The 21791-nt window shown below is 69.6% G+C and carries 21 protein-coding genes and 1 pseudogene; 11 read left to right on the forward strand and 11 right to left on the reverse strand.

Annotated elements, in window-relative coordinates; all coding sequences use genetic code 11:
- Nucleotides 1-617 precede the first annotated feature (617 nt).
- From MYF83_RS38120 to MYF83_RS38130, 3 genes are read left to right on the forward strand one after another with little or no spacing between them, the layout of a single operon-like run.
- Nucleotides 618-1010 (forward strand): GntR family transcriptional regulator, encoded by a 393-nt coding sequence (locus MYF83_RS38120; protein WP_248965708.1) that lies wholly within the window; start codon nt 618-620, stop codon nt 1008-1010.
- On the forward strand, nt 1007-1897 hold the full coding sequence (locus MYF83_RS38125) for an ABC transporter ATP-binding protein (RefSeq protein ID WP_248965681.1): 891 nt from the start codon (nt 1007-1009) through the stop codon (nt 1895-1897). Before MYF83_RS38120 ends, MYF83_RS38125 begins: the two co-directional genes overlap by 4 nt.
- Nucleotides 1894-2934, forward strand: coding sequence for an ABC-2 membrane transporter-related protein (locus MYF83_RS38130; protein ID WP_248965682.1), 1041 nt, complete (start codon nt 1894-1896; stop codon nt 2932-2934). The genes MYF83_RS38125 and MYF83_RS38130 overlap by 4 nt, the downstream gene beginning before the upstream one ends.
- Before the next feature lie 402 nt (nt 2935-3336).
- Here MYF83_RS38130 and MYF83_RS38135 read toward each other — a convergent pair whose 3' ends face one another.
- Nucleotides 3337-3594, reverse strand: a complete 258-nt coding sequence (locus MYF83_RS38135) for a hypothetical protein (RefSeq protein WP_248965710.1) — start codon at nt 3592-3594, stop codon at nt 3337-3339.
- Here MYF83_RS38135 and MYF83_RS38140 point away from each other — a divergent pair.
- Together MYF83_RS38140 and MYF83_RS38145 are read left to right on the forward strand one after the other, a co-directional pair.
- Nucleotides 3500-4666, forward strand: a complete 1167-nt coding sequence (locus MYF83_RS38140) for an alpha/beta hydrolase family protein (RefSeq protein WP_248965709.1) — start codon at nt 3500-3502, stop codon at nt 4664-4666. The genes MYF83_RS38135 and MYF83_RS38140 overlap by 95 nt on opposite strands.
- Before the next feature lie 54 nt (nt 4667-4720).
- Nucleotides 4721-5263: pseudogene (locus MYF83_RS38145) on the forward strand (tyrosine-type recombinase/integrase); the annotation flags it as partial.
- Here MYF83_RS38145 and MYF83_RS38150 read toward each other — a convergent pair.
- A complete protein-coding gene (locus MYF83_RS38150; RefSeq protein ID WP_248965684.1) occupies nt 5260-6612 on the reverse strand; it encodes a serine hydrolase domain-containing protein in 1353 nt (450 codons plus the stop codon). The pseudogene MYF83_RS38145 and the gene MYF83_RS38150 overlap by 4 nt on opposite strands.
- Nucleotides 6613-6714: 102 nt before the next feature.
- On the opposite strand from MYF83_RS38150, the gene MYF83_RS38155 reads away from it, so the two are divergent.
- The 3 genes from MYF83_RS38155 (at nt 6715) to MYF83_RS38165 (ending at nt 11040) form a co-directional block, all read left to right on the forward strand.
- Nucleotides 6715-7293: a CGNR zinc finger domain-containing protein gene (locus tag MYF83_RS38155; RefSeq protein WP_248965685.1), complete on the forward strand. Its 579-nt coding sequence runs from the start codon at nt 6715-6717 to the stop codon at nt 7291-7293.
- Between the two features lie 38 nt (nt 7294-7331).
- Nucleotides 7332-9548: an SF1B family DNA helicase RecD2 gene (gene recD2, locus MYF83_RS38160; RefSeq protein WP_248965686.1), complete on the forward strand. Its 2217-nt coding sequence runs from the start codon at nt 7332-7334 to the stop codon at nt 9546-9548.
- 277 nt (nt 9549-9825) lie between these two features.
- Nucleotides 9826-11040: a L,D-transpeptidase gene (locus MYF83_RS38165; protein ID WP_248965687.1), complete on the forward strand. Its 1215-nt coding sequence runs from the start codon at nt 9826-9828 to the stop codon at nt 11038-11040.
- Between the two features lie 100 nt (nt 11041-11140).
- Here MYF83_RS38165 and MYF83_RS38170 read toward each other — a convergent pair whose 3' ends face one another.
- The 3 genes from MYF83_RS38170 to MYF83_RS38180 form a co-directional block, all read right to left on the reverse strand.
- Complete coding sequence (locus MYF83_RS38170) at nt 11141-12127, reverse strand: radical SAM protein (protein WP_248965688.1); 987 nt, start codon at nt 12125-12127, stop codon at nt 11141-11143.
- A gap of 82 nt (nt 12128-12209) precedes the next feature.
- On the reverse strand, nt 12210-12437 hold the full coding sequence (locus MYF83_RS38175) for a hypothetical protein (RefSeq protein ID WP_248965711.1): 228 nt from the start codon (nt 12435-12437) through the stop codon (nt 12210-12212).
- A gap of 86 nt (nt 12438-12523) precedes the next feature.
- A complete protein-coding gene (locus MYF83_RS38180; RefSeq protein WP_248965689.1) occupies nt 12524-13720 on the reverse strand; it encodes an FAD-dependent monooxygenase in 1197 nt (398 codons plus the stop codon).
- Nucleotides 13721-13783: 63 nt separating this feature from the next.
- Here MYF83_RS38180 and MYF83_RS38185 point away from each other — a divergent pair, with 63 nt between their 5' ends.
- Complete coding sequence (locus tag MYF83_RS38185) at nt 13784-14362, forward strand: TetR/AcrR family transcriptional regulator (RefSeq protein WP_248965690.1); 579 nt, start codon at nt 13784-13786, stop codon at nt 14360-14362.
- Nucleotides 14363-14404: 42 nt separating this feature from the next.
- On the opposite strand, the gene MYF83_RS38190 is transcribed toward MYF83_RS38185, so the two are convergent.
- Nucleotides 14405-14950, reverse strand: coding sequence for a TSUP family transporter (locus MYF83_RS38190; RefSeq protein ID WP_248965691.1), 546 nt, complete (start codon nt 14948-14950; stop codon nt 14405-14407).
- A gap of 133 nt (nt 14951-15083) precedes the next feature.
- On the opposite strand from MYF83_RS38190, the gene MYF83_RS38195 reads away from it, so the two are divergent.
- Nucleotides 15084-15692, forward strand: a complete 609-nt coding sequence (locus MYF83_RS38195; RefSeq protein WP_248965692.1) for a copper resistance CopC family protein — start codon at nt 15084-15086, stop codon at nt 15690-15692.
- A 200-nt stretch (nt 15693-15892) separates the two neighbouring features.
- Here MYF83_RS38195 and MYF83_RS38200 read toward each other — a convergent pair whose 3' ends face one another.
- The 3 genes from MYF83_RS38200 to MYF83_RS38210 are packed head-to-tail and all read right to left on the reverse strand — an operon-like array spanning nt 15893 to nt 18610.
- Nucleotides 15893-17209 carry a hypothetical protein gene (locus MYF83_RS38200; protein ID WP_248965693.1) on the reverse strand — a complete coding sequence of 439 codons (1317 nt, stop codon included), beginning with the start codon at nt 17207-17209 and terminating at the stop codon, nt 15893-15895.
- Nucleotides 17210-17590 (reverse strand): cupredoxin domain-containing protein, encoded by a 381-nt coding sequence (locus MYF83_RS38205; protein WP_248965694.1) that lies wholly within the window; start codon nt 17588-17590, stop codon nt 17210-17212.
- Between the two features lie 24 nt (nt 17591-17614).
- Entirely contained in the window at nt 17615-18610 is a 996-nt protein-coding gene (locus MYF83_RS38210) for a copper resistance CopC family protein (protein WP_248965695.1), read from the reverse strand.
- A gap of 594 nt (nt 18611-19204) precedes the next feature.
- Here MYF83_RS38210 and MYF83_RS38215 point away from each other — a divergent pair.
- A complete protein-coding gene (locus tag MYF83_RS38215; RefSeq protein WP_248965696.1) occupies nt 19205-19684 on the forward strand; it encodes a hypothetical protein in 480 nt (159 codons plus the stop codon).
- A gap of 643 nt (nt 19685-20327) precedes the next feature.
- Here MYF83_RS38215 and MYF83_RS38220 read toward each other — a convergent pair.
- Together MYF83_RS38220 and MYF83_RS38225 are read right to left on the reverse strand one after the other, a co-directional pair.
- Complete coding sequence (locus MYF83_RS38220) at nt 20328-21212, reverse strand: hypothetical protein (RefSeq protein ID WP_248965697.1); 885 nt, start codon at nt 21210-21212, stop codon at nt 20328-20330.
- The gene (locus tag MYF83_RS38225; protein WP_248965698.1) at nt 21209-21787 is read right to left on the reverse strand and encodes an RNA polymerase sigma factor; all 579 of its coding nucleotides are present in this window, start codon (nt 21785-21787) and stop codon (nt 21209-21211) included. The genes MYF83_RS38220 and MYF83_RS38225 overlap by 4 nt, the downstream gene beginning before the upstream one ends.
- Nucleotides 21788-21791 lie beyond the last annotated feature (4 nt).

The following is a 21791-nucleotide window of genomic DNA, read 5'->3' on the forward strand; positions in this document are numbered from 1 at the left end:
GCCGGTAAGGCTCATGCCAGGAAGTACAAACGGCGGAGTTCCCGCAGGTCAGCGCGCCCAGAATCATCGGGAGTCGTATGAGGGCGGACGAGGCGCTAAATGGACCCTCCGGTAAGGCTGTTACCACCAGCCGCCACATCTGTGAGCTCCGTCTTGGTGCGGTGCGGTCAGTGGCGGTCGTTGGGGTCCTATTCGGGATGAACAGACCCGGGGCGAGGTGGCCTCGAGTAACTTTTTGACTGCTTCGTGGGCGCGCTGCTCGCGGTGGGCCAGTCAGGATCGGCTGCACCGCGGTGGTGTCCGATTGGCCGGGGTGCCCGGCGCGGCGGCGGGCTATCTGGATCCCGATGACGGCCTGCTCTGCGGGATGCGCGTCATTGACCTTCGTCGGCTGATCGCATCATGCCCCGGCGGGGTGGGTCAGCGCCCGCGAGGGCCATCATGCGGCGACCCCAAGCAGCCGAACAGCGTCAGCACAGCGACGGCTGCGTAGCCGATACGCCTTCGCCAGGCACGCGAGCAATGCGGGTGCCCATCTCATCGACCGTCTGCGGTTGCTAGGCTGCTACGTTAGAGTAATAATGTGCTAGGTAACTAGATGTATGGAGGCAGGCATGGTGATCGAGTTTCACCTGGATGTCGGCTCGGGTGTCTCGCCGTATCTGCAGCTGGTCCGCCAGGTGCGACACGCGCTGCGGCTGGGCCTGCTGGGTGAGGGGGACCAGCTGCCGACGGTTAAGGAGGTGGTGGCGCGGTTGGCGATCAATCCCAACACGGTGCTCAAGGCCTACCGGGAACTCGAGCACGAGGGCCTGGCGGCCGCCCGGCCGGGGGTGGGGACGTTCGTGACGGCGACGCTGACCGACGCCTCGCTGGCCGCGCACGGCCCGCTGCGTCAGGAGCTGCGGCGCTGGCTGGCCAAGGCCCGCCGGGCCGGCCTCGACGATGAGAGCATCGAGGCCCTGTTCATGACGACCTTTCGGACCGCCGCTCAGCAGGACATAGCATGACCGCCGTCCTGCAGGCCCAGGGACTGGGCAAAAGGTACGGGCGGCACTGGGCGTTGTCGGACTGCACCCTTGACATCCCGGCCGGGCATGTCGTGGGACTGGTCGGCCCCAACGGAGCGGGGAAGACCACGCTGCTGAACCTGGCCAGCGGCCAGACGGCACCGAGTTCGGGCAGCATCACCGTGCTCGGCGGCCTGCCCGGGGCCAGCCCCGCACAACTGGCCAAGGTCGGGTTCGTTGCCCAGGACACCCCCACCTACGCCGGGCTGAGCATCGCCGACCATCTGCGGTTGGGCGCCCGGCTCAACCCCGGGTGGGACGATGCGCTGGCACGGGAACGGCTCGGACGGCTCGGTCTCGATCCCGCCCACCGGGCGGGAAAGCTGTCAGGCGGGCAGCGTGCCCAGCTCGCCCTCACCCTGGGCCTGGCCAAGCGGCCCGAGCTGCTGATCCTGGACGAGCCGGTCGCCTCGCTCGACCCGCTGGCCCGCCGCGAGTTCCTGCAGGGCCTGATGGAGGCCGTCGTCGAGCACGAGTTCAGCGTGGTGCTCTCCTCCCACCTGGTGGCCGACCTGGAACGGGTCTGCGACTACCTGATCGTGATCGTCGACTCGCGCGTCCAGGTGGCGGGAGAGGTCGAGGAACTGCTGGCCAGCCATCACCGGCTCACCGGCCCGCGCCGCGACCCTGCCCGGCTCCCCGCCGACCAGCACGTCATCTCCGCCAGCCACACCGACCGGCAGACCACCCTCATCATCCGCACCGGCGCCCCGATTCACGACCCCGCCTGGTCCGTCAGCCAGATCAGCCTGGAAGACCTTGTCCTGGCCTACATGAGCAAGCCCGCCCACATCGACTACCGACCGGCCCTGGAGGTCCAGCGATGATCTGGCTGACCTGGCGTCAGTTCCGCGCCGCGGCCGCGATGATGTCCGCCGCCCTGGCCGCGCTCGTCGCCTTCCTGGGCCTCACCGGCCCTCGCCTGGCCGAGGACTACTCCACCGGGATCGCCGACTGCGCCGCCGCCGGGGGCGGCTGCTCGGAGTTCCTCCAGCAGTTCTTCAACGACTACCAGGACCCCTTCCTCGCTGTCACCGCCGTCGTGCTGGTCCTGCCCGCCCTTATCGGGCTCTTCTGGGGAGCACCGCTGATCACCCGTGAACTGGAGGCCGGCACGCACCGGCTGGTGTGGAACCAGAGCGTCACCCGCGGCCGCTGGCTGGCGGTCAAGCTCGGGCTCACCGGCCTGACCGCCATGACCGCCGCGGGACTGGGCAGCCTCGCGGTGACCTGGTGGGCCAGCCCGATCGACGAAGCCGCTGCCAATGAATTCCCGCGGATGGGGCCCCTGCTGTTCGGCGCACGCGGCATCGTCCCCATCGGCTACGCGGCCTTCGCCTTCGCCCTCGGCGTGACCGTCGGGATGCTGGTCCGCCGCACCCTGGCCGCGATGGCCATCACCCTGGCCGTCTTCGTCGCCGTCCAGATCGCCATGCCGCTGCTGGTCCGGCCCCACCTCCTCCCGCTCACCCGTTCGACCACCGAAATCACCGCCTCGAACGTGGATGGCGTTACCGCGCCTGCCAACGGCACCACCATTGTGAGGGTCACAGCGGCCGACAACACGGGTGGCTGGCTCCTGTCCAGCCACACCGTCGACGCGTCCGGACACGCAGTCGCCGACACCATCCCCGTGTCCACGCCCTCATGCGTACTAGGTGCGCCGGAGCCCGGCGCCGCCTGGTCGCGGGGGCTCTCGGCGTGCTTGGCCGAGATAAAGCGGCTCGGCTACCGGCAACAGGTGACCTACCACCCCTCCAGCCGCTTCTGGCCCTTCCAGTGGTACGAGACCGGGATCTACACCGCCCTGGCCCTTGGCCTTTCAGGGTTCTGCTTCTGGTGGATCCGCCGACGCCTGTCCTGACAAAACCTCTGGCCCGGCCGCACGACGACACACACGGACGAGTCTGGTGCGGCCGGGTCGGCTTCCGCCCGTGCTGTATGCCGCACGGACCAGGAAGAGAACATGAATATGAAGATCATCGAGCTGCTCCGGTGTTTCGGCAGGATCCAGGCCGGGCCGAAACGGCAGGGCCTCGCTGTTGCGGATGGGGTCGACCACAGCCAGGCCCTCACCGCCACTGGACACCCCGCCGGCCAGCCCACGACTTGACCGTCCCGGTCTTTCGTCGGACCCGAGCCGAGACCGACAAGATCAATCTCAGCGGCAAACTGTTCCTGGGTCTTTCAACCGTGCCATCAGGTCGCCCACGGGAGTTCCCCGTGCAGGTGGCCGTCCCCACCGGAAGGACGGACATTCCATGGGTCATGTGATCGAGCCGGACAGCGCGGCAAAACGGTACGACAGCGTCACCGTCGGGCAAGGCCAGGCCGTCGCCGTGACGCGGCCTTCCGGCAGCGGAAAGCCGACGCCGCGGAGCCCACTCCGCCGTGGCGGCTTGACCGCCGTCGCCGGACTGCTCGCCTTGGTGGCGTCCGCCTGCTCCGCGCCTGCCCCTTCCGCGTCCGCTTCCGCCGCGTCGGCACCTGCTTCCGCCGCCGCTTCGGCCTTGCCGAGTAGCACGCCGTATCTGCCCAAGCCGACCGGTCCCCATCCGGTCGGCACCACGTCGCTGTATCTGAAAGATGTCTCTCGCCCCGACCCCTGGAGCCCTACGGCGAAAGCGCGGGAGCTCATGGTCTCCTTGTGGTATCCGGCCAAGTCGCCGGGCCGTCGGCGGGCCCAGTACATGACGCCCAAGGAGTCGGAGCTCCACCTGAAAGGCGGGGAGATAACCGGCGTGCCGTTCGACGTGCTGAGCAGGACGCGGACCAACGCCTTCAGCGACGCCAAACCGGCAGGGCGTAAGCGCGGCCTGCCCCTTGTGGTGCTCTCCCCCGGCTTCACCAAGCCCCGCAGCACGCTCACGGCCCTGGCCGAGGATCTGGCGAGCAGAGGCTATGTGGTGGCCGGAATCGATCACACATATGAGAATTACGCCACGACCTTCCCCGACGGGCGGATCACCACGTGTGTCGCGTGCGACGCCGAAAGCGACCGGGACTTCGGTGAGAAGGTGGTCGAGGGTCGGGCGGCTGACGTCTCCTTCGTGCTTGACGAGCTGACCGGGTCACGCCCGAAGTGGAAGGGCTCTTCCCTGATCGACCCGTCCCGGATCGCGATGGCGGGCCAGTCGATAGGAGGCGCCAGCGCCCTGGCCGCCATGCTGAAGGACTCCCGGGTGCGCGCCGGGATCAACATGGACGGCACCACGTACGCCTCGATCCCCGCGGGCGGGCTGTCGCGGCCGTTCCTGTTCCTGGGCGCGCAGGAAAACCACAGCCCGGGAGGCCGCGACACCACATGGGAGCGCGACTGGAAACAGCTGACCGGATGGAAGCGCTGGCTGGTGGTGGCCGGGGCGCATCATGTGTCCTTCACCGACATTCCGCTGCTGCTGGCGGATCAGCTCGGCATCGCCCCCCCTCCAGGCCTCGACCTGTCCGGGGCGCGCTCCGTGGAGATCACCCGCAGGTACGTCCAAGCCTTCTTCGACCTGCACCTGCGTAACAAGCCACAACCCCTGCTGGACAAGCCGTCGGCGCGCTACCCCGAGGTCAAGCTCTGCTCGGTGGAGGCGAAGACCTGCCAGTAGCAGATCGCCGGTACGGCAGGCAGGTGTGCTCGACGCCTGGGGGGCAGTCAGGCCCACGAGTACAAGCACAAGGGCAGCACCTACCGGCAGCACCGCCAACGGGTGTTCAAAGCGTCCTACACCAACCACTACCGGACCGGCCTCATCAAGACCTTGCTCTACACCGGCGTCCGCGTCGCCGAGCTCGTAGCGACCCGCATCGCCGACGTTGACCTGGACGCCTGCCGTATCCGCATCACCCGGGGCAAAGGCGGCAAGGACCGCTCCGTGTCCTTCCCCGCCGCGTTCAAGGAGACCCTCGCCCTGCACATCGCCGCCGCACGATCAAAGGGCGCGACGTTTCTGTTCGAGTCCTCCTGGAAGAAGCCGTACTCCATCCGCGGCGTCCGCGCCATGCTCGCCCGCTACGCCGCCAAGGCGCCGGCCTGGACCACAACATGCCACCCCACCGGCTGCGGCGCTTCCTGTTCACCTGGCTCAAGACTCAAGGCATCGACGATGCCCTCATCCAGCAGCGCGCTCCCTGCTGTCGCAAATCCGCCCGCATCGCCGGGCACGCGGCGGGGTCGCGGACCGCCCCTGGCCGGACGCCTCTAGCGCCAGCCGGACTCGTCCACGCCTCCGGGGACGGGCGCGGCGGGGTCGTAGGGCTCGCGGGTGAAGATGAAGGTGTTGAGATCGAGGTGGCTGATCGAGCCGTCGGGCCGCCGCACCAGGCGCATGGTCTCTCCGGCGTAGTAGCCGTCCAGGCCGAGCCAGGTGCCGTCGTCCTGCGCGGTGAACCGGGAGGTCCGGCCGGGCCCGCTCACCGGGCTGAGCGACAGGTCGCGCCCGGACCGCAGGCGCAGCAGGTAGGCCGCCGGCCCCCAGTACCAGGGCCCGGTGAGCTCCAGCAGACCGGGGTCCACGGTCGCCGGGGCCCACTCGCGGGGGAGGGCCGGCTCGTGGGCGTCCAGGATGTCCAGCAGGTCGGTGGCGACCGAGGCGCGCAGCCCGGAGGTGGCGTTGGCCATGCACACCACGCCGCTGCGGTCGGCCGGGTCTCCCCAGACCACCGCGAGGAACCCGGGCATCGAGCCGCCGTGCCCGGCCAGGCGCCGCCCGCGGTGGCGCATCAGCTGGATGCCCAGGCCGAAGCCGCCGCTCCAGGCGTCGGCGTCGTCCACGCTCGCCGGTTCGCGCATCTCGGCCAGCGTGGCGGGGTCGAGGACCCCCTCGTCGCCGCCGGCCAGGAACGCCGCCCATCGGGCCAGGTCGTCGGAGGTGGACCACAGCTGCCCCGCCGGGGACATGGCCACCGCGTCGTGCTCGGGCTCGGGCAGCAGCACGTCGGCCCATGGGTGGACGGCGTACCCCCGGGCGTGCGGCTCGCGCGGCCGGGTCGTGGTGTCGCGCATGCCCAGCGGCTGGAGGATCTCCGAGCGGGCCACCTCGACCCAGTCGGCCTTGCGGTGGCGGGAGACCAGCTCGCCGAGCAGGGCGAAGCCGAGGTTGGAGTAGTGGAGACGCCGGCCCGGCCGGTGACGGGAGGTCTGGGTGCCGAGCGCCCCGGTCAGGGCGTCGATCTCCATGCCAGGGACGCGTTCCCACCACGGGCCGGGCGGCTCGGCGGTCAGCCCGGCGGTGTGCGACAGCAACTGGGCGATCGTGACGTCGCCGACCGGGGTGGCGGGCATGTGCTTGGCGAGCGGGTCGTTCAGCTCCAGCAGGCCCTCGTCGCGCAGCCGCATCACCAGCACGGCGACCAGGGTCTTGGTGATCGAGCCGATGCGATATTGGGTGTCGGCGGTGGGGGCGGCGCCCTCGGCGGTGCCGCGGGCGCCGAACCAGACCGGTCGCCCTTCGCGCAGGACCGTGGCGACCAGCGAGGGCATGCGCGCCTCGGCCTGCTCGATCGCCACGCGGCGCAGCAGCGCGCGAGCCGTACCCTCCAGAACCGCCGGCATCGGCCGCCTCCCGCCTCGGTATACCGCTAGGAACAGTGCCACATTAGCGGGGATCTAGGAGGCCGCCGGCTGTACGTGCCTGTAACCTCCTACAGTGGTTACGTGACCCACGGCCTGACGCTGCGCTCCCCCGAGGGGACCACCTACCGGTTCGACCCTGGGGCGCTGTGCCTGGAGTTCCTCCTCACGGGCGGCCCGGGTCCGCCGGCCCGCCACCACACGCTGCACGCGCCCGCCGACCTCGCGGCCTTCGCCGCCGTGTCGCGCCTGGGGCTGGACGCCGAGCAGGTACGCGTCACGCCGGAGGAGCTGGCGGACGCCGTACGGCTGCGCGACGATCTGTGGCGGCTGGCACGCGACCGCGTGCACGGCCGGCCGCTCGAGGATCCCGCCATCCTCAACGCCGCCGCGGCCGTCCCCCCTCTGGCGCCACGCGCCCAGGACGGGGTGCGCCGGTGGGCCGTGCCGGTGTCCGGCGCGCAGCTGCTGTCCCAGATCGCCAGGGACGCCGTCGAGCTGTTCACCGGACCGCTGCGCGAGCGCGTGCGCGAATGCGCCACCGGCGACTGCTTCCTGATCTTCATGGACGCCTCCCGGCCGGGGACGCGCCGCTGGTGCTCGATGGAACGCTGCGGCAACCGCCACAAGGTACGCAGCCACCGCGCCCGCGGCACCGCCTGACGCCACGCCGGGGTGCGAGCTGCGGGACAATACCGGCCATGACCACCTCGGCCGAAGAACGTCCCCCCGGCGCGGTGCTGAACGCCGTCCTCGAGCGCATCACCTACGCCAACGAGGAGACCGGCTACACCATCGCCAGGGTGGCGGTCGAGCGGGGTGGCGCCGATCTGGTGACGGCGGTGGGGCCGCTGCTCGGGGCGCAGGTCGGTGAGAGCCTGCGGCTCACCGGCCGCTGGAGCTCCCATCCCAAGTACGGCAAGCAGTTCGAGGTGTGGTCCTACACCACGGTCCTTCCGGCCACCGTGCAGGGCATCCAGCGCTACCTGGGCTCCGGGCTGGTCAAGGGCATCGGCCCGAAGATGGCCGAACGCATCGTCGGCCACTTCGGGGTGGCGACGCTCGAGGTGATCGAGACCTCGCCCGAGCGGCTGGTGGAGGTCCCCGGGCTCGGCCCGAAGCGGACCAAGATGATCGCCGTGGCCTGGGAGGAGCAGAAGATCATCAAAGAGGTGATGATCTTCCTGCAGGGCGTCGGGGTGTCCACCTCCATCGCCGTGCGCATCTTCAAGCAGTACGGCGACACCTCCATCGAGGTGGTCAAGACCGAGCCCTACCGGCTGGCCGACGACGTGTGGGGCATCGGGTTCAAGACGGCCGACACCATCGCCCAGGCCGTCGGCATCCCGCACGACAGTCCCGAGCGGGTCAAGGCAGGCCTGCGCTACACCCTGTCCCAGGCGGCCGACGCCGGCCACTGCTACCTGCCCGCGCCGAACCTGGCCGGGGACGCGGTGAAGATCCTTGAGGTCCCGGCGGAGCTCGTGACGCGCTGCCTGGACGAGCTGGTCGCCGCCGAGGGCGTGGTCCGCGAGGAGGTCCCCGCCGGAGACCGCGTGGTGCCCGCGGTCTACCTGGTGCCCTTCCACCGCGCCGAGCTGGCGCTGGCCGGCGGCGTGCGGCGCCTGCTGGACTCCGGGCACGACCGGCTGGCCGCCTTCACCGGCGTCGACTGGAGCGCCGCCCTGGCCTGGCTGCGCAAGGAGACCGGCGCCGACCTCGCCCCCGAGCAGGCCGAGGCGGTGCGGCTGGCGCTCACCTCCAAGGTGGCCGTGCTGACCGGCGGGCCCGGCTGCGGCAAGAGCTTCACCGTGCGCTCGATCGTGGCCCTCGCGCGCGCCAAGAAGGCCAAGGTCATCCTCGCCGCTCCCACCGGGCGGGCCGCCAAGCGCCTGGCCGAGCTGACCGGCCACGAGGCCACCACCGTCCACCGCCTGCTGCAGCTGCGGCCGGGGGGCGAGGCGACCTTCGACCGCGACAATCCGCTGGACGCCGACCTGCTGGTGGTCGACGAGGCCTCCATGCTCGACCTGCTGCTGGCCAACAAGCTGGTCAAGGCGGTGGCGAGCGGGGCCCACCTGCTGTTCGTGGGCGACGTCGACCAGCTGCCCTCGGTGGGGGCGGGAGAGGTGCTGCGCGACCTGCTCGCGGCCGACGGCGTCCCCCGGGTGCGGCTGACTCAGATCTTCCGGCAGGCCCAGCAGTCCGGGGTCGTGGTCAACGCCCACCGCATCAACACCGGGCTGCATCCCGCGCTGTCGGGCATGAACGACTTCTTCCTGTTCCCCTGCGAGGAGCCCGAGGAGATCGCCGCGCTGACCGTCGATGTGGTCGCCCGGCGCATCCCGCGCAAGTTCGGGCTCAACCCCCGCCGTGACGTGCAGGTGCTGGCTCCGATGCACCGCGGCGCGGCCGGGGCGGGCAACCTCAACAGCGTGCTGCAGGAGGCGCTGACCCCTTCCCGGGAGGGCATGCCGGAGCGGCGGTTCGGCGGCCGGGTCTTCCGTATCGGCGACAAGGTGACCCAGCTGCGCAACAACTATGACAAAGGCGTGGCCGGGGTGTTCAACGGCACCGTCGGCGTGGTGACCGACCTGCGTCCCGAGGAGAGCAAACTGACCGTCCTCACCGACGAGGACGAGAGCGTTGAATACGCCTTCGACGAACTGGACGAGTTGGCGCACGCCTATGCCGTCTCCATCCACCGTTCACAGGGCAGCGAATATCCCGCCGTGGTGATCCCTCTCGCGACCAGTGCGTGGATGATGTTGCAACGCAATCTTCTGTACACCGCCGTCACGCGTGCGAAGAAACTCGTGGTGCTCGTCGGCTCCCGGCGCGCGCTGGCCCAGGCCGTGCGGACGCGCGGTGCCGGGCGGCGGCACACCAGCCTCACCCACCGGCTACGCCAGGACTGAGCCCTGCGAGGGCCGCCGCGCGGCCCCCGTGGCGGGCCCCGGCGGACGGCTCGGTTTCCCCGCCGGACAGTGGCACGGCGGATCATCAGGATGCCTTTGACCGGCCCCAATCCTGACAATCTCCTGTGACTTCTTGACGGCCCGTAGTGGCTTTCGAGGCCCCATCCCCCCCACAAGGTGACCGAAACGTGATCTAACGCACCCAAAAGGTGTACGTTCAGGTGCCGATCCCTATTAGGGTTTTTTATGAGTACTTTGCCGTCTTGGGGGAGAGGTCGTGCCGGACTTTCGTCAGCGTCTGAGGGCTCCGATCGCCGGGCTAGCCGTCGTGACGGCCGCCCTGCTGGCGGTGTCGTGCTCGAGCGGCACGGGGACCTCCCCGTCCGGTCCCGGCGGTGACAGCGGCACCAGCGCGCCCGCCACGCCCGCGTCCGCGCCCGCGATCAAGATCAGTCCGGCGGAGGGCTCCGGGAAGGTCCGCCCCGACAAGAGCGTCGTGGTCACCGCCAGCAACGGGGAGCTGGACGAGGTCACCGTCCAGGCCGGCGGCAAGACCCTGGAGGGCGATTTCGACGACAGCCACACCAAGTGGGTGTCCAAGGGCCCGCTGAAGCCCTCCGCCACCTACAGCGTGTCCGCCAAGGCGAGCGGTGACGGCGGCCCGTCGACGCTCAACAGCTCCTTCACCACGCTCAAGCCCGAACGGGAACTGCGCGTCGCCGACATCACGCCGAACATCAAGGGCGAGACCGTGGGCGTGGGCATGCCGATCACGGTGAGGTTCAACCAGGCGGTCGGCGACAAGAAGGCCGTGGAGGCGTCGCTAAGGGTCACCGCCGAAAAGCCGGTCGCCGGCGCCTGGCGGTGGATCGACGACAGCCTGGTCATCTACCGGCCCGCCAAGTACTGGCCCGCCCATCAGAAGGTCAGGTTCACCGCCCACCTGGAGGGCGTGCGCGCCGGCAAGAACATGTACGGCGTCAAGAACTACGCCACCACCATGAAGATCGGCGCCGCGTGGATCAGCAGCGTCGACACCCGCAGCCACCAGATGATCGTGCGGCGGGACGGCAAGGTGGTCCAGAAAATGGCGATCAGCGCCGGCAAGGCCACCAGCCGTGAGTACACGACCACCAACGGCATCCACCTGACGATGGAACGGGGCAACCCGGTCACCATGATCTCCCCCGGGAAGAAGAAGGGCGACCCCGGCTACTACAAGGAGATCGTCGACCATGCCGTGCGGATCTCCAACAGCGGCGAGTACGTCCACAGCGCGCCCTGGTCGGTAGGCTCCCAGGGCCGTGCCAACGTCAGCCACGGCTGCGTCAACGCCCGCCCCGACCAGGCCAAGTGGTTCTACAACAACTTCCACCGCGGCGACATCGTCAAGATCGTCGGAACCAGCCGGGCGCTGGAGTGGAACAACGGCTGGGGATACTGGCAGCTGCCCTTCAAGCAGTGGAAGAAGGGCAGCGCGCTCGCCGGATAGCCGGCCCCGCCCTCACCCTCCGGAGGCCGGCCCACCCCACGGCGGGCCGCCGGCTCCAGTGGCGAGTACGCCCCCCGTGCGCGAGCCGTGGCGGTTGGCGCTAGAGCAGGGCGAGCTGACTGTCGGCCGTGCGCCGGGGCTGCCATGGCGGGCGCCTGACCCCGATGCCGTACAGGCGGGCCAGCTCGGCCACCCGCCCCTCGACGCGGTGGCGGTAGTCCTCGGCGGCCAGCGGCCCGGCGCCGTACAGCTCCTGGTAGCGCGGCACCAGCCGGGGATGCTCCTCGGCCAGCCACCGCAGATACCACTCGCGGGAGCCGGACGGCAGGCGTAACACCATCGGGGTGAGGCTGACGGCGCCGGCCTCGGCGACCCGGCGGACCACCGCCCGCAGCTGGTCCTCCGAATCGGTCAGGCAGGGCAGGATGGGGCCCATCAGGACCCCGCAGGGCACCCCCCGCTCGACCAGCTCGGCGCACAGCTCCAGGCGCTTCTGCGCGCTGGGCGCCCCCGGCTCGACGGCGCGGCGCAGCCGGTCGTCGACGAAGCCCACCGACACGCGGGCCTCGACCTCGGCCACCTCGGCGGCTTCCGCGAGCAGCTCGGCGTCGCGCAGGATCAGCGCGCTCTTGGTCATCACCCGGAACGGGTTGCCGGCGTCGCGCAGGGCCGCCAGGATGCCGGGCATCAGCCGGTAGACCCGCTCGGCGTCCTGGTAGCAGTCGCCGCTCAGGCCGATGCCGACCGGCTCCCCGGCCCACCGGGGCGAGGCGAGCTCGGCCCGCAGCCGCCTGGCGGCGTCGGTCTTGACCACGATGGCCGTGCCGAAGTCGCGCTCGCCGTCCAGCCCGAGGTAGCGGTGGGTGCGGCGGGCCCCGCAGTACAGGCAGGAGTGCGCGCACCCGCGGTAGGGGCTGACCGCCCACGCCAGGCCGAGCCCCGCGGACTCCGGCACCCGGTCGATGATCGTGCGCGCCGGCACCTCGTAGAAGGTCGTGTCACCCTCGGCCCGGCGAACGGCTCGCCGCTCTATGCGCGGCCGGGCGTCGGGGGTGTTCTCGACAAGGGGAAGGGCGTCGAAACGCATGACCCACAGTGGAACACGTATTCGATACCTCTGGCAAGCCGTCCGGCGATCGGCGGATGGTGTCCAACGCAGCCGCTAGGGCTCACCCGCTGCATCGCGCCGCCGCGTCGATCTGGAGGAAGTCCTGGTGGGGATGCTTGCGGCCGCCCTGCGGCGGCACGCTGGCGGTGGTGCCCTCCAGGATCTTCAGCAGCGCCTGCTGGACGCCCTCAAAGGTGCCGGCCGCGGCGGAAGCCGTGCTCGGCGAACTTCCGCCCGACGCAGTGCGGACAGCCGTCCATGCGCTCGGGCCTCGGAACGCGTCGTACATCCGACGCTTGGCTGCTTCCCATCCCGACATTGATCCATCATCGGCGATATGGGGCCCTCGGGACGTGGCCTGGTGGCTCCTCGAGATCAACCCGTCGCGATGGAAGTGGTCAGGTAACTGGGGAGGGGTTCGGCGTTCCGCGACTGTGTGAGGCGCGCCACCGCCGCCATGACCCGCATGAGCGGCAGCCGGACGAGGGCGTCGCGCATCCATCGTGCGGCGCGGGTCTTGGGCACCATGAGGTGGACGTTGGGGCCGATCTGCTGCTTCTTGTTCACCAGTTCGCGGTTGCTCCGCTCGTACCTCTGGAAGGCGGTCTCATGGGCGCCGGCGGCGACCGCAAGCTCTCCGGCGAGTCGATAGGCGCCGATCAGAGCGAGCTCCGCCCCGGCGCCCGACGCCGGTGAGGCGCAGTAGGCGGCGTCGCCCACCAGCGCCACCCGGCCCGACGACCACGACGCCATCCGCACCTGGCTCAGCGCGTCGAAGTAGAAGTCGGGGTCGGCGAGCGCTCCAGCCAGCAGGTCGCGTATCCGCCACGACGTCTCGCCCGCGAAAGCCTCGCCGATCAGGCGCTTCTGCTCCTCGATGTCCCGGTGGTCGTACGAGATCCGCCGCTCGCTGCGGAACATGAAGTACGCCTTGGCCTGGGCGTGGTTACCCGAGCGGTAGATCCCGGCCATCTTGCCGGGCAGGTTGTACATCGTCACCCAGCGGTCCTCGCCCAGCGACGCGTCCGCGTTGGCGAAGGCGAAGTAGTGGTCCTGGTGCTCCAGGAACTGCGATTCCGGGCCGAAGGCGAGGTTGCGGACCGTGGAGTGCAGGCCGTCGGCGCCGATGACCAGATCGAACCGGCGGGCGGGGCCGTGCTCGAAGGTGACCGTGACGCCGTCGCCGGTCTGCTCCAGCTTCCGGATGGAATCACTGAAGATGTAGTCGACGTCGTCTCCGGCCGCCTGGTGCAGGATCGCCACCAGGTCGCCCCGCATGATCTCCACCCCGCCGTCGCCTTGGGTCTCGATGCGTGCCACGGTGTGATGCGCGGCGTTCACGAATCTCATTCCCTGAACGTCGGTCGCGGCGGCCAGGACCTGCTCCATGATGCCCATCCGCTCGGCCACCTCGATGGCCTGATCCCGCAGGTCCACTCCGTTGCCGCCGGCACGCAGCCCAGGTGCGCGCTCGATCACGGTGGGCTGGAAGCCGTGCCGGGCCAGCCAGTACGCCAAGGTCAGCCCGGCGATGCTCGCTCCAGAGATCAGGATCTGCTTGTTCGTGGGCATGCTTCCCCTTACACTTAAGTGAAATGCTCGTTCCAGTTGCACCATATGGAAGGCCCATTCCAGATGTCAACCACCAAAGTGGGGCTCCGGGCGGACGCCGTCCGCAACCGGCAGCGCACGCTGGAGGCGACCAAGGCGCTTCTGGCCGACCCGGATGCCACCATCACCGTCGAAGCCATCGCCGCGCAGGCGGGAGTGGGAGCGGCGACCGTGGTCCGTGCCTTCGGCGGCAAGGAAGCGCTCATCGACGCCGCCGTGTCCAGCCTCCTGGCGCCGCTCGTCCAGCGAGCCCGCGACCTGCTCTCCGGCATGGGGCCCGAAGAGGCGCTGCGGACCTTCCTCGTGGAACTGATCGCGTTCCAAGCAGCCCATCACGCCATGAACGCCCAGCTTGGTGAGCTGAACCTGCCGGCCACCGAGGCCGAAGAGGCCGGATTGCGCCAGGTCATCCTCGACATGGTCACCCAGGCGCGCGAGACCGGCACGATCCGCACCGACCTCGACCCGACTGTCACCGTGACGCTGATCGGCGAGTGCACCTACGCGATCGCGAGGTCACGAACGACCTCACCCGAACTACCAGGGAGTTACGTCTCGGTGCTCATGGACGGCCTCCGCCCGCAACCGCGGCGGTCCGGATAGGGAAGATCGCCGCGCTGTCGGCCCGTCTAGACCGAACGCGTCCTATCCGCCGGTGACCAGCAGCAACAGGCCGGAGGCGACCAGGCCCGCTTCGATCAGGGCGACGAAGACCTGCACAGGGAGGCGGTCGACGATCTTTTTGCCCGCCCACGCGCCGGCGGCCGAAGCCGGGGCCAGGGCAAGTCCGGTCAGCGCACTGGTGGCGGTCAGCACGGCGGCGGCCCCGAAGACGACGAGCTTGACCAGGTGCATCACCACCGCGGCGGCGGCCTCGGTGCCGATGTAGGCGCCACGCACCAGGCCGCGGGCGAGGAAGAACGGCGCGACCATCGGGCCGACGGAGCCGACCAGGGCCGAACCGAACCCGGAGGCCGCCCCAACTGCGGCGAAGGCGGGATCGTGCAGCCGTGCCGCACGTGGACGCCGGCGCCGCCAGATGACCATGACCAGCAGGAAGACCCCGATCAGGCGGGTGAGCGCGGGCAGCGGCGCGGTCGCGAACAGCACGGCTCCCGCTGCGGCGGCGGGCACCGCGCCGAGGGCGTAGATGCCGACCAGGCGGCGCCGTACACCAGTGAAATACAGCAACAGCGCTCACAGGTGATCAAGGGGTGCTTCGCCGCTGGCGGCCATGCTCGGGTCGGAACCCGAACACGGCATGACAAGCTAGCGCTGGCCACTCATGAGTTTCTGAATTCCCCCCGAACGATAGAGGCTTCCCGTGTCCTACCTGCAGTTTCCTCCTCGCGCTGCGATCTTCCTCGTTGCCGCCGTACTCGTCCTTGTGGGAACCACAGGCGTTGCCTCGGCCCATGCGAGCTTGAAGTCCAGCAACCCCGCGGACAATGCCAAACTCGACAAGGCCCCCGACCAGGTGAAGCTGGTTTTCAGTGAATCGATCAACGCGGACTTCGTGAAGGTTGTGGTGTCGGGCCCTGACGGCGCAAAAGTGAACGACGGTTCGCCGCGCGTCAAGGGCGCCACGCTCACCCAGCCGCTGACCGGCAAGCTGGCAGGCGGACGCTATTCCATCGCCTTTCGGGTTGTCTCCTCTGACGGCCATCCCATCAGCCAACAGCTCCACTTCACGGTGAAAGCGGCCCCGTCCCCCGCCCCGACTCCTGATCCGACTGAGCAGACCAGTCCGCCGGTGTCAGCGAGCCCGTCGGCGGCTTCCGTCGCTCCCTCGACGCCGGGCGCGGCGGTCGCACAGAAGCAGTCAGGCAGTGGGGTGGGATCGTTGATCGGTGTCGGTGTCGCCTTCCTGGTGATCGCGGCAGGTGCAGTGGTATTCGCGGTGACCAGGCGCAGGGCCGCCTCCCCCAGGTAACGGCAGGCTCGGCCAATGAGCGTCCTGGTCAGCACTACCGCGACACCGTATGCGAGACCCATGACGGTGACTTCCAGGTTGGCCCCGCGACGAACGCAGGCACCCAGGGACCCGGGATCTCCCTGACCTTCGCGTTCGAGGAGCCCTTCTGCGGAATCGACTTCAAACAGGGTGAAAATCGATGACCTCCTCTTCGCTACTCAGGCGGCGAAGAGGAGGAGCAGGCCCACCACCGTGTAGACCACCATCAGCACCAGTAGGGGGATCTGCCCGATCACGGCGGTTCGCCGGGGGAACAGTGCCAGCGCCCGGTCGTGGGCGAGCACGGTGCCGAGCACGTGGCCGATGACGATGACCGTGACCTGGAGCATGGCGATTCCGGCGGGCGTGTTGCCGGCGGTGCTGATGGTCCAGTCAGCCGTGCCGAGCCAGTTGGCGCCGGTGTCCAGCGGGTCGGACAGCAGAGCCAGGGTGTGCTGTCCCTCCAGGAGCAAGAGCGTGTAGTAATGGGCGATCACGTACCCGACGGCGATCGGCACGATGGAGTGGGCCAGCTCACCCGCCGTCGTACCCGGCTCCGTCCCGCCCCATCGGCCGGCCAGCGAGGTCGTACCGAGGTAAGCAGCGAGCACCAAGCCGATGACGGCGACCAGACCCGCGGTCCCCATGACCGGCGCAGGCACTGAGCTTTCCTGGATGAAGCGCACCCAGATCGGGGCGTTAGAGAAGCTGTCGTACATGGTGGACCCAAGGAGCACCACCACGAGCACCGTCAGCCCGGGCGCCCGTTCCAGCCCGGCCATCCCGTCCAGCGAGTTACGCCAGGCAAGGAGGCCGTCGCGACGTCTCACCACCGGGGCGAGCCCTCCCACGAGGATGCTGTAGGACTCGAACGCATCCCCCCGGTCGAACCATCGCGACCCGAAGACGACCGCACCCGCGAGCATGATGACGGCGTACGCCGCGAGCCAGATACCGATGACGCGCAGGGTGGCCCGGTCGGGGGCGACCAGTTCCAGCCACACGAAGGCGAAGATGCCGGCCGCGGCGGGCCAGTAGCCAAGGCCTGCTGGCAGTCGCCGGAGCCCCTGCTCGGGGTCACGTCGGAGAGCCATGCAGGCCAGCAGGTGCAGGGTCCGCAACGGGTTGAGGTTGCGCCACACCGGGCCGAACAGCAGCGACAGCGGCACGAGGCCCACCCAGAACAGGACGTAGAACGCCCCCGCCGTGGGATTCTCCGCCCGGTCGGGGCCGAAGAGCAGGCCGACACACAAGTACGCCGCGATGACAAGCCCCAGGAGCCGCCAGATCCACAGCCACGCCGGCGCGGACACCGCCCCCTGGATCAGTGCCGACAACGGGCGGGTGCGCCCGAGCGCACCGCCCAGCCGAGGCTCGGTCCACAGCGCGCCGAGCACCACGAACGACACCAGCAGCGCGAGGATCGCACCGGTCAGCGCGGCCGAGAACGGGATCGGCAGATCCTGGCGACCGCCGACGCCGTGAGCCAGTAGCACCTAGCGAACCATCAGCTGGCAGAGCTGCAGGTTCGACTCATGGGTCTCCACCTCGAACAGCCCGCTCTGGTCCGCGACGAACTCTATCGTCGCAGGGGTGTTGGGCCGCAGGTTCGCCGCCTTGTCGTAGCCGTGCACGTGCGCCACGTCGGCCACGTCACTGGTCACCGTGATCCGCACCTTCTGCCCCTCGGTGACCTCGACCCGTCCCGGTGGTGGTGTCACCTCGTGACCGGCGATGGTCACCGCGATCTCCTTGACCGCCGTGGTGACGGGGGTCGCCGCGCTCGACGATCCGCAGGCCGACGTGGCCGTCAGCAGGCCCATGCCGAGCATGAGGGCGGCGAGCAACGGGCGGTAGCGGGCAAGGGGGGACGTCATGGCATGTTCTCCCGGGGCGGTGGATCAACGTCGTTTGGTGGCTTTATTGGGCTTACGTGCTGTGGCCGCTCGTGCCGGCGCCCTCCTCGGCCGAGCACCGGTGGCAGGCCGACCGGTCACGCCGCCTGCAGGCGACGGCCGCCGTGCCGCCCGGACCACCATGAAGCCCGCCCCGAGGACGAGGACGGCGGGCAGCAGCCACACCAGCACCCCCGTACCGGAGTCGGCTTGAGGCGCGCCCTGGGCCGCGCCGGTCTTGGACGCCGAAGCAGGGGTACAGCCGGTCTCGGGCACGGTCACCGGGGTGCAGCCGGCCTTCGGCGTAGTAGCGCCCGCCTGGGGGAAAGCGGCCGGGGGACTGGTGGCGTTACCCGTCGCGGCCAGCAGAGCGGCGTCGGGCCCGTTGGTCGGGGACTGCCACCCTGTCGGCCGCGCCGAGGTCTTGCCCTTGTACGTGAACCGGAGCTCTCCTCGAACCTCCTCCCCATCCGAGGCGACCGTCCGGTAGCCGACGGTGTACACACCTTGCTCCGGCCAGTAGGCCACCGGGATCTTCGCCGGGTACCCGACGTGGAACAGGCGTGGCTCCCAGACGCCGTCGATGAGATGGAATTCTTGGATCGGCTCGTCGAGACGCTTGGACTCACCGGGCGACCAGGGCTTGTCGACCCTGAAACCGCTGGGCGCGGTGAGTGTGAAGTACGCGTACGCGACGGGTTGCTCAGTGAAGTAGAGCGCGACCGATTCCATCGGTACGGTGACCGTACTGTCCTTGGCAGGCGTGGACATCGCGAGCTGCCCATGGGCGGACGCGGGCGACGCAATCGCGGTCATCACGGTGCCACTGACGACAGCCAGCAACAACACCCGACCGACCGCTCTCCATACGGTGAGGACCGCCGGCCAGGGAAACCGAGGGAGCTTCAGCCCGGTGACCAAGCTGTTCGTGACGGCTTGATGGCGGCGAATGCCAGCCGCGGCTGCGGTCAGCGCAGCACAGAACCGTGTGCGTCGGAACAAGCGCAGGGCCGATCCTTTCGGGTACCGAACACGTGCGCCGACCACGTCGTATCGGGAAAACCATCAATCACGTTCGCCAGCGTGCAAACCGGCGTTACACAAGAGATCGTGCGCCACATTGTCGCCAGCAAGCCGCTCCAACGTCAACCCTCCACCAAGTTACAACCGAGGGCTCGCGCGGTCCTTGGTCTCGATGAGAAAGCCTTCGTAGATGTCCGTAGGGCCGCCTCCGAACTTGCTAACGCCGGTGCTAACAGCATGCGCGGACGCCTATAGACGCTGATAGAAGACGATCAAGGCAGTGTGCGCTCTGAGCACGCGCTACCGGCGTGGTTAGACGTCGGTAGACAATCCTCGGCCGACTTTTAATTCGTAGGTTCAGGGGTCGCGTCCCCATGCGCGCATCAGGTTGGTTTGGTCATACTCGTCGTGAAAGGGAGGGGCGCCACGCAGCCTGACGGGGCTGCTCTCTTCGAAAGTCGGCTCGACGGCGTTCGCGAGAACGAGAGAAGCAGTCACGAGTTGTCCAGCGGCGGGCGCTGGATTCCGCGGTGCTGGATGATGCGGTGGCCACGCAGGACAGCACGGGATACCATGCCCGACTCGCACCTGGCGCGGCTCACCGCCGAGGTGGGGCGTCGACTGGCGGCGCTACCATGCGAACTCGTCTGGGCCACAACCTGGGAAGACGAAGCGAACGCCGAGATAGCACCCCGGATCGGGCTGCCACAACTGCCAGTCGTGAACTGGCCGGAGTCATCCGACGAGGACGAACGCCAAGACCAATGGTTCGGACTCCACTGGAAGACCCGGACCCTGGTGACCTGGGCGGCCGGACGCCCATTCGCCTGGGTCGACGACGAGATCACCGACGCCGATCGCGACTGGGTCACCGCGCACCGCGCACCGCGCACCATAGCAGCCGAGCTCTCCTCCACCACGTGGAGTCATTCCGAGGACTCGCCGACGAAGACTTCGCAGTCCTCGACCAATGGCTTCGAGCTCTGTAAATCACGCAATCCACAGGATTTGACAATTGCTCGCCCCTGCGGCCTCGCCACGGCTACGCCGTAGTCCTTCGCCGTGGCCTCCCAGTCCAGACTGTCAATACCCGACCGGGAGTTCCCCGCCCGTCATGAGGGGCGGGTGCGCACCGCTGACCAGCCCATATCCACCGGGTTGGAGCTGGCAAGAATTCAAGAGGCGTAAGACGCCGGTTCCTCGCGTATACCTTCCCGTCTCGCTCACCAGGCCCGGCCCATCCGGTAGTGCTGGACCGACCCGACTTTGTCGAGGCTGCTCCCACCCTCCCCGGTGATCCCCGGATCAGGCTGCCTCCTGCTTCACCCCACCGCTACGACGGCAGAGCGACGGTGGCCTTTCACCTCCGTTGTAAGCGGCCACGAGGTGATGATGACGGCCGTCCGCGAAGGCGATTGGTGGACCGCAGGCCACCAGCCCCGCGGCGCAGCAGGCCGATGCCGGCGTCGTCGTTCCGATGGCCAGGCCGGCACGCCCGGCCGTCGCCGGGCCCTTGGAGTCCATCAGCGCGTGTGCTTGCGGCGCGAACCGTCCTCTCAGAGGGCGTTTGATTTGAGTACCTTGCGAACCGTTGGTGGAGCCGGCTGTCCGGGTACGACCTCGCCGCGCCGTGTCCGTCCACCCAGTATTCGGCGGCGCCGGACCGTGAGGCCCGGCGCCGCCGCGGGTGGCCAGGTCAGTAGCGCGCGGAGCCGCCCGTGGCCGATGTGTTCAGCTGCGCGCTCGTCCGGCCGGTGAGCTCCTCGAGGGAGACGCTGTGCCGCGACCCGTCCTGGAGGATTGCCGTGACGCTCTTGACGCCGCCACGAGGTGAGGTGTTCTCGCGCTGCTCCGTCGTCGGCGCGTCCGGCCACCAGGCCGCGAAGTAGCCGCCGGTGACGGTCGCGGTCACGCTGCCTTTCGCCTCCGTGGAGAGCTCCAGACCCACCACGCCGGCACCGACCCTGCCGGTCACGATACGCACGCTCTCCTCACTCGTGCTCATGACCGCGCCGAGGGCGGCCCGCGCCGACCCCGCGGGAACCGGCGGAAGCGGTTGTGCGTCGGGCCCCGGCGTGCTGCCCTGCGAGCCGACGAGGTCGCCATCGCGGAGCAGGCAGGTGATCTCGGCCAGGTGGCTGCTGTCGTCGTTGACGTAGACGAGCGTCCATGGCCCCCGGCCCTCGGTCACCACGGGCCGGAAGCCGAGCTCGCGCCCGGTTGTGCTCTTGGCGGTGTCCTGGGCGCTGTCGAGGCACTTCTCCTGGGCGTCGGCGGCCCGGTCACCGCTCACCGTGTGCGGCGTCGCGGTCCACGCTGCCATCGCCGAGCCGCCGCCGAACACGCCGGGCAGCAGCAGCGCTGCCGCGATGCCGGCGGCCACCCCTGCGCTGACAGCGGTGAGGCGCCTGGTGGTGAGCAGGCGAGGGCTGCTGGTCGTCGGTGCGGGTGCCTCCATCGGGTCGGTGGCCACCACCCGGGACAGCAGGGCCCGAGCCTTGGGGTCGGTGCTGGTGTCCAGGTCGGCGGGGGTGACGGCCGGGTCGAGGTCGCGCAGGGCGTGGTCGAGGGTGTCGTTCATCGCATGCTCCGGGAGTCCACGGTGGCGGTCGCCACGGGCTGGGTTGTAGTGGCGGGGGCCGCGTCGGCGTGGTGGCGCAGGGCACGCCGGGCCCGGGTGAGCCGAAGCCGGAACGCGACGGGGGAAATGCCGAGCACCCGCGCGGCCTGTGGGGCTGTGAGGCCGTCCCACACGGCCAAGGCGAGCGTCTCCTGGTGGCGCGGGCTGAGCCGCCGCCACGCCTGGACGAGGTCGAGCCGGCGTGCCACCAGCTCGGGGTCCAGCCCGGCCGCCGCGGCGCCGGTCAGCTGGCTGTCGGCGATGCGGACGGTGAGCGCCTGCCGCCGCTGGTCGGCCCGCAGCCCGTTGCGGAGAGTGCGGTGCGCCACGCCGAACAGCCAGGCCCGCGCCTCGTCCGCCGCCAGCGGCACGTCGTCCAGGCGCCGCCAGGCGACGAGGAACACGTCGGCGACCACGTCCTCGGCGTGGGAGGGGTGGACGCGACGCTCGACGAACCGCAGCAACGCGGCATACGTCTGCTCGTAGAGGTGGGCGAAGCGCTGGGTGCGCGGCGGCCCGGTGTCGGTGACGTTCATGCCT

Source organism: Sphaerisporangium perillae (genome assembly GCF_023276435.1).
GTDB lineage: Bacteria > Actinomycetota > Actinomycetes > Streptosporangiales > Streptosporangiaceae > Sphaerisporangium > Sphaerisporangium perillae.

Coding starts and splice junctions, on each gene's coding strand:
- MYF83_RS38125 (WP_248965681.1), top strand. CDS start 1,007: ATGACCGCCGTCCTGCAGGCCCAGGGACTGGGCAAAAGGTACGGGCGG.
- MYF83_RS38130 (WP_248965682.1), top strand. CDS start 1,894: ATGATCTGGCTGACCTGGCGTCAGTTCCGCGCCGCGGCCGCGATGATG.
- MYF83_RS38150 (WP_248965684.1), bottom strand. CDS start 6,612: ATGCCGGCGGTTCTGGAGGGTACGGCTCGCGCGCTGCTGCGCCGCGTG.
- recD2 (WP_248965686.1), top strand. CDS start 7,332: ATGACCACCTCGGCCGAAGAACGTCCCCCCGGCGCGGTGCTGAACGCC.
- MYF83_RS38170 (WP_248965688.1), bottom strand. CDS start 12,127: ATGCGTTTCGACGCCCTTCCCCTTGTCGAGAACACCCCCGACGCCCGG.
- MYF83_RS38175 (WP_248965711.1), bottom strand. CDS start 12,437: ATGTACGACGCGTTCCGAGGCCCGAGCGCATGGACGGCTGTCCGCACT.
- MYF83_RS38180 (WP_248965689.1), bottom strand. CDS start 13,720: ATGCCCACGAACAAGCAGATCCTGATCTCTGGAGCGAGCATCGCCGGG.
- MYF83_RS38185 (WP_248965690.1), top strand. CDS start 13,784: ATGTCAACCACCAAAGTGGGGCTCCGGGCGGACGCCGTCCGCAACCGG.
- MYF83_RS38205 (WP_248965694.1), bottom strand. CDS start 17,590: ATGACGTCCCCCCTTGCCCGCTACCGCCCGTTGCTCGCCGCCCTCATG.
- MYF83_RS38215 (WP_248965696.1), top strand. CDS start 19,205: ATGCCCGACTCGCACCTGGCGCGGCTCACCGCCGAGGTGGGGCGTCGA.
- MYF83_RS38220 (WP_248965697.1), bottom strand. CDS start 21,212: ATGAACGACACCCTCGACCACGCCCTGCGCGACCTCGACCCGGCCGTC.
- MYF83_RS38225 (WP_248965698.1), bottom strand. CDS start 21,787: ATGAACGTCACCGACACCGGGCCGCCGCGCACCCAGCGCTTCGCCCAC.